This window comes from Mastigocoleus sp. MO_188.B34 (assembly GCF_030065675.1).
Classification (GTDB): domain Bacteria; phylum Cyanobacteriota; class Cyanobacteriia; order Cyanobacteriales; family Nostocaceae; genus Mastigocoleus.
Genome location: NZ_JASJDK010000218.1, coordinates 1 through 6,476, shown reverse-complemented (window position 1 = coordinate 6,476; position 6,476 = coordinate 1). Strand labels below are relative to the sequence as shown.

Annotated in this window: 6 protein-coding genes and 1 pseudogene; 2 read left to right on the top strand and 5 right to left on the bottom strand. The window is 34.5% G+C overall.

Annotated elements, in window-relative coordinates:
• Positions 1 to 1,262: CHAT domain-containing protein (locus tag QNJ50_RS28140; RefSeq protein WP_300642406.1), on the top strand; the 1,262-nt coding region annotated here is incomplete at its 5' end.
• 36 nt (positions 1,263 to 1,298) lie between these two features.
• Positions 1,299 to 1,510 (top strand): annotated as a pseudogene (locus QNJ50_RS28135) (transposase family protein); the annotation flags it as partial.
• Here QNJ50_RS28135 and QNJ50_RS28675 read toward each other — a convergent pair.
• The 5 genes from QNJ50_RS28675 to QNJ50_RS28115 form a co-directional block, all read right to left on the bottom strand.
• Positions 1,455 to 1,649, bottom strand: coding sequence for an IS1 family transposase (locus tag QNJ50_RS28675; protein ID WP_366914350.1), 195 nt, complete (start codon positions 1,647 to 1,649; stop codon positions 1,455 to 1,457). The pseudogene QNJ50_RS28135 and the gene QNJ50_RS28675 sit on opposite strands and share 56 nt — an antisense overlap.
• A 74-nt stretch (positions 1,650 to 1,723) precedes the next feature.
• On the bottom strand, positions 1,724 to 2,704 hold the full coding sequence (locus QNJ50_RS28130; protein WP_300642403.1) for a M48 family metallopeptidase: 981 nt from the start codon (positions 2,702 to 2,704) through the stop codon (positions 1,724 to 1,726).
• 259 nt (positions 2,705 to 2,963) lie between these two features.
• Positions 2,964 to 3,728 (bottom strand): DUF928 domain-containing protein, encoded by a 765-nt coding sequence (locus QNJ50_RS28125; protein WP_300642400.1) that lies wholly within the window; start codon positions 3,726 to 3,728, stop codon positions 2,964 to 2,966.
• Positions 3,729 to 3,876: 148 nt separating this feature from the next.
• On the bottom strand, positions 3,877 to 6,240 hold the full coding sequence (locus QNJ50_RS28120; protein ID WP_300642397.1) for a CHASE2 domain-containing protein: 2,364 nt from the start codon (positions 6,238 to 6,240) through the stop codon (positions 3,877 to 3,879).
• A gap of 33 nt (positions 6,241 to 6,273) precedes the next feature.
• Positions 6,274 to 6,476: DUF1822 family protein (locus tag QNJ50_RS28115; protein WP_300642394.1), on the bottom strand; the 203-nt coding region annotated here is incomplete at its 5' end.

Below are 6,476 nucleotides of genomic sequence, written 5' to 3'. Positions count from 1 at the left end.
TTCAATTCTCTTTTCGAGATAGTGTAGAACCTATATATCGTGAATTGGTTGATTTACTTCTAGACAGCAATAAATCTTTTAAAATAGAACCAGATTATTTACAACAAGCAATTAGTACTGTTGATTCTCTTCAATTAGCAGAAATGGAAAATTTCTTTCGCTGTAATCTCTCACAGTTGGTACGAGTAAATCAAGAAATTAGTAAAAAGAATTTGCCAGCAGTTTTCATATATCCCATTATTCTGAGAGATAAGTTAGTTGTAATTTATCAATTACCAGGAGGGAAACTAGAACAACATACAGAATATATCAGTTACAAGGAAGTTGAATCAACAGCGAAAAATCTACGAAACGCGATCGCGAATCGTCGTGGGATTACAAATTATTCGCAAGAAATTTATAAGTGGATAATGAAACCTCTATTTGATGAATATCTCACAAGTGAAAATGAGGTTGAGACTTTGGTATTTGTGTTAGATGGTTACTTGAGAAATATTCCTGTAGCTGCATTATGGGATGAAGAGGGAGGTAAAGATAAAGAAGGAGAATATCTAATTCAAAAGAAATATTCCCTTGCTTTATTACCAGGTTCGCAATTTTTCGATCTCGAAGACAAATCTCACAATCAGTCAATTTTAGCAGTTGGAATTGATACCCTCAACAAAAATAAAGAGAAACAATATTATGTAGAGGGAAAACCTTTTACAGCAATTGATATATCTGAATTGGATAAAATTGGAGCCAAGAAAAAACTAATTAATGATAAATTTACCCAATCTAATCTTCAAAAAGAAATCAAAACAGGAAAATTTTCTGTTGTTCATATAGCAAGTCATGGTAATTTTAGCTCTAATCCAGAAGAGACGTATATTGTTGCTTATAATTCTAAAGATTCCCGAGGTAAACTTCTTAAAGCTAAAGATTTAGATAATCTTTTTCAAGTTAGTAACCAAAAAGATTTTGGTACGATTAAATTACTAGTATTGAGTGCATGCGATACTGCAGGAGGTGATAATCGAGCAATTCTTGGGTTAGCTGGTTTAGCCGTCAAAGCAGGAGCGCGTAGTACATTATCAACTTTATGGCGTGTTGAGGATAATGCTACTACTGAACTTATGGAACGCTTTTACAAGGAATGGAAAGCAAAAGAAGTAACTAAAGCCGAAGCACTTCATCGCGCTCAGTTAGCTCTTTTAGAAAATCCAAAAACTCAACACCCTTACAAATGGGCACCTTATATTTTAATTGGTAATTGGCAATAATACAGGATTTAGGATTAATTAAAACCTAAACTTACAATTACATATTTTTTGAAGATATAGATGATCCAAGAATTGAGCGTTCAAAGTTACACAAATGAACTGACATTATAAAAACAGCAATTTGTACAGTAACTTGTGGAGCAGATACTTGGTAAGATATTGAAATATTCGGTGATGCAAAATATAAATGGTTTAAAAAGTTTTTAGATTTAGAAAATGGAATACCATCTCATCATACTTTTGCTCGGCAAAGGAAAAACAAATACTTCTTCTTGATAAACGCTTAATTATTGTTTGTAAAGTTAGATGTTTGCGTTCTATTTTCTGCATTTTTAATTTGCTTACTTGTCTCTCCTGTGCTGGTAGATGCCGTTGATAAGTTTTCAATCCATCCGTATAAAATTTAGTGATTCCAAATGGTTCTAATTTTTCCCAGTTCTTTTTTCTTAGTGACTCAGATTTTATTTATTAAATAAATCATCAAAATCACTAGGGTTCGAGCCTCCATAACGAGAATTAATCCGTAAAGATTTTCCATCCCGAGAAAGATCATAGGTTAAAGCTTGGCTTTTAGCAATTCTGGCTTCACCCTCGCGTTTCAAAGTCTGGGATGGATACCTTTTCATCAGAGATTTTAAAGCTTCAATGCGCTTTGGTACTGCTGGGTGGGTGCTATCAAATTCTGCGCCAGGAGTTCTAGCCAAAACCTCCATCGCTCGCAAACATCCTCCTGGTTCAAAACCAGCCCTGACAGAGGCTAGATAACCAACCTCATCGGCTTCAAATTCATGTTTGCGACTCTGTGCAGCAATTCTTGCTTCTAACTCTCGTTTTTTCTTCTCTACAATTGCGTTGATACGTTTTTGAGCTTTGCGCAGACGACGTTTACTTTGACCCCTAAGGAAAGATGATGCAAGGCTACCAATACCTGTTCTATCTACACGTCCTACTATATTACCCCCAATTATTGTTGTTGTTGCTTCAGCCTGTGCAGCTTTTGCTTCTCCCAAAACCTCTCTTCTTGCTTCTTCCTGAATTTTGGCAACTAATTGGGTTTTTTGTGCTTGGCTAATTGCTATGTGACGCTTTTCATGGTGACCCATTTCATGAGCAACAACACAAGCTAATGCCGAATAATCACCATTTAAATGGTCAATAATACCGCTATACATAGCAATTAAATTTACATCTGTGGCAAATGCATTAATTTTATATTGAGGAATAACTACAAGACGCCAAGGACGTTGATCGTAGCCATTGGCACGTGCGACCCTATCGATTATTCGATAAAGCTCGTACCAGTCTTTAGGTAATTCTTTTTTTGCACGCTCGTAGATTTTGGTAGATGTATGCCCAGGCTTAGCCTGAACAGGTAGCGTCGTAGAAAATAAAAGCAGACATAAAGAACTAACACCAAGAATTTTGGTTCTCCAATTATGCATTATCCTTAAACTTTATGTGGAATAGTTTTATTTAAGTGTAGCGATGTGCTTTATTGCTGCATGTATTTTATACTGCATTATGTACTTAAACTGTCACAAGTTCATAAGTACTAAGTAACTAATAATTTAATAATGATTATGAACTATTGTAATCAGGCTGGTACTTTATTTTTTGCTTGTCCATTAACACTTTTGGATATAAAAAATGAACAAACAACTAATCAATCAACTTTTTGTAACTCTGCAAATTATATATGAACTACTCTTGTAAAGAAATTGCTTCTGAGTTAACCAATTTTTCTTGAATAACCCATTCTTTGTCTATAGCTTTTAAGAGTTCATCCCAATCACCATTAAACTTAGAATTACCTGGATTATTGAAACGTAACTTTGCTAAATTACTAATATAATCATGCCAAATATTGTGTCTTTTATAAGCAATATACTTTTGATTCTCTAGAGAGGTTAAATCTTTTTCTAGCTTGGAATCTAAAGCTATTCTCTTCACCCAACCATTTACAACTTGATCTGGTTCATTTTCTGTATTTTGTTTGCACTTCAGATTTAAATACCAGCGATAAGTTTCATTAATTTTTAGAGAATAACCTTGTTTTGCTGGAATTGTAATTTTGATAATTCCTGGTTGTTCGAGTAGTTGAACTGATGTTATATAAATTGTTTTAGTTTCTTTTTCATTATTGACCACAAACTCCAAGGACTTTATTTCTTGACGACTGTAGGGAATATAAAACCAAAAACTAGGAAATTCGGAAACTGTAAAGTCTTGTCCATTATTAGCATTGATCGCAGTTAAAGGTTTATTTGTTACCTTACACATTGCTTGAGGACGTGTTGTTCCAGGTTTTGAATCACCTGTAGGTGTACCTGTCTTTGGTGGTTCTGATCGACTCTTATTTGTCTTTGACTGAAGTGAATTACTCCAACCCTTAAAAAAAACTCCATTAGCAGGGTATGAAGATTTTGGTAAAGTGTTTACTAGAATCGCTTGAGTACTAATTTGCATATTAATTAAAACAGTCAATAAGCTAGTTAAGCCAAAACTTATTGTGTATAGAAGTTTTATTGGTATTTGATGATATTTCATAGTTCTTTTCAGTATCATTTATTGTAGACATAAATATTATTTTTGATATTAATATTATGAATTATGATTATTTTTTATTTGTATAACTAGTGTATGTAGATACACATAACCAAATTAAAACCAAAGCTGAAATTGAAGGAATAAGTGGAATCCAAGACCCACTCAATACAAATATTACCCAAGATATTCCGTATAAAGTAATTCCAGATACACACAAAACTATCCATTGATATCGTGGTGCTGCTACAAATAAAATAATTACAGCACTTGTAAATGACCAGAAAAATACCCATAGAGTATCTCCCCATTGAGGAAACCACCAAAACATGGGTCGCTCTTGATTTACAGCACTCAGAATTTGACTTGTTGCATGTGCTTGGATATATAATCCACGCATTCTGCCATAGGATGTATCGTGGTAGTCTTGAATGCTAGGAGCAACCACACCAACAAGAACGACTCTATCTTTTACCCATTTTGGATTGAAGCGATCGCTATTATTATTTAGAACATCTCGAAGTGTAACTTCTTGGGAAATTTTCTGGGATTTAGCAAGGTTGCGGTAATTAATCACCATTTGGTTACCCCTACTATCCAAATTCTGATATCCTCCACTACGAGATTCTAAACGTTTGAAAGTAGTTGCACCAAACTTCCAGTTTTCTTCTACAGTTGTTATGGGAATTTTCTTGGTATTCAAGTATAAATATGCTAACTGCCAAGCAAAGGAATATGGAGTATTACAATGAGAAGGCTTAGAGATGGGATTTTCACTACGGGATAATAAATAACGACGGATAGTTTCATCTTGATTCCCTGTTTGAGGTCTATCGTTAAATAGATCTACAAAACCTTGTTGTTCTTCAGGACTTTTAGGTGGTGGTGCAATACTATTTTCTGGAGGGTTAAACGAACATACAGTAATCAATTTTTCATTTTCTTGGAACTGACGAACAAGTTTTTGATGACCATCAATATCATTTTTTGGAACAGGTCGATCGCGAACAATATCTAAACCTATAGCTGAAGCTCCATGATTTTCTAACTTCTCAAAAAGCTGAGCTAATATCTTATCTGGTATGGGATTACCATACAAACTCGAAGAATCACCATATTTACGAATATCCTCTTCATCTATCCCAATCATTAATAGACGCTCATCTGCTAACTCAAGGGGACGCATATGCATCATATGGTCAAAAGTTTTAAGTTCCCATTGTTGCAATACTCCCAACCATCGCACCCCCATTACTAAACCTGTTACTAAAACACTGCTGAGTAACACAGTTCCGAGACGACGCCATAAATTAGTTGATAATGTTTTCCAAGTTAGTGGTACTGCTGTAGGGTTTTGATAAATTACTGGTAACCATGTAGCGCAAGGAAATGTATCTTCCAACCCATGCAATCTTTCTCTAGCATTTTGCATCGCCAAATGGAAAGGCTGACCATTTGCAAAAGCTGTGAGAAAATACTTTAAAAACTCTTGTGCGACCAGGTCTGGTACTAATTCCCTCATGACAATTATTTGGGGGATATGCAGATCGTCATTTAATTCCCGTGTTAATCCCAATCCATCACAGGAATTAAAAATTGCTAACTGTAAACCCCGATCAACTGCTTTTCTTAATGCGTACCACAATTCACTAATCGTCAAGCTATAGTCTGGATTGATATAAATCCGACCTGTTTCTCCCTCTGTTTTACTATGTCCGGCAAAAAAGATGATATCCCAAGATTGCTCCCAAAGTTGGTCATTAACATTTCGACGGCTTGGTTCAACTAAAAAAGTTACTTCAGCATTGGGTAAATTTTCTAATAAATTTCGGTCTGTTTCAATATCAATGCCTTCGCTGTGACCTAAAATTGCTAAAATTTTGATTTTATGATTACGGTTTTGTATTGTTGGTAATTCTCTCCAATCATAAGGAGCTAATCCCACTTCTGCATTGGAAAAACCTTTTATTAAATCCCATTCTTGCCAGGGAAGTTTCTGTAAAAGTTCATCTTTTGTACGAATCAGAAATCTAGCTGTCTCATTTGATGATAAATTTCTGATTAATTCTTCTTTTATATCAGAAAACTGCTCTGATTTGAACCAATGATTTATGCGATCGCAAACTTGATGTGCCGATTGTTTACATTCATCAACTAAATGATTAACTGAACCATCATATTGAATATTACCAGCTTCTAATCTATAAGGCGCACTCAACCTACGATATTTTTCTTCCCAATGTTGTTGTAAAAGAGAAGCTAATTCAGCATTTGGAGGTAAATAACGAGTCAGTTCTCGCAAAGGTTTGAATTGTAAATTACCATCAGATGCTTCAACTTTTTTGTTTTTGCTAATAGTGAAAATAGTTAAATCTACCCTAAACCCCTGTTCTTCCCAATCGCCATCAAATTTTAAGATGACTAACTTTTCCATAGTAGATATCCACCTTACATTATTGATTTAGTCTTAGATAACAAAGGTTTCTGTAATACTGATATCATCTAAAATAACTTTGATACTAAATTGTTCTTCAAGATTACCTTTGAAATCCAAACAAATGTTTTTGTTAGTATTTCTGGCTAAAGCTTGCATTACTACTTTTCCTGTTTCATCCAGTACCATCAATTGCAAATTCTCAGGTAGATAAATGTGATTTTCTGTAGGATATA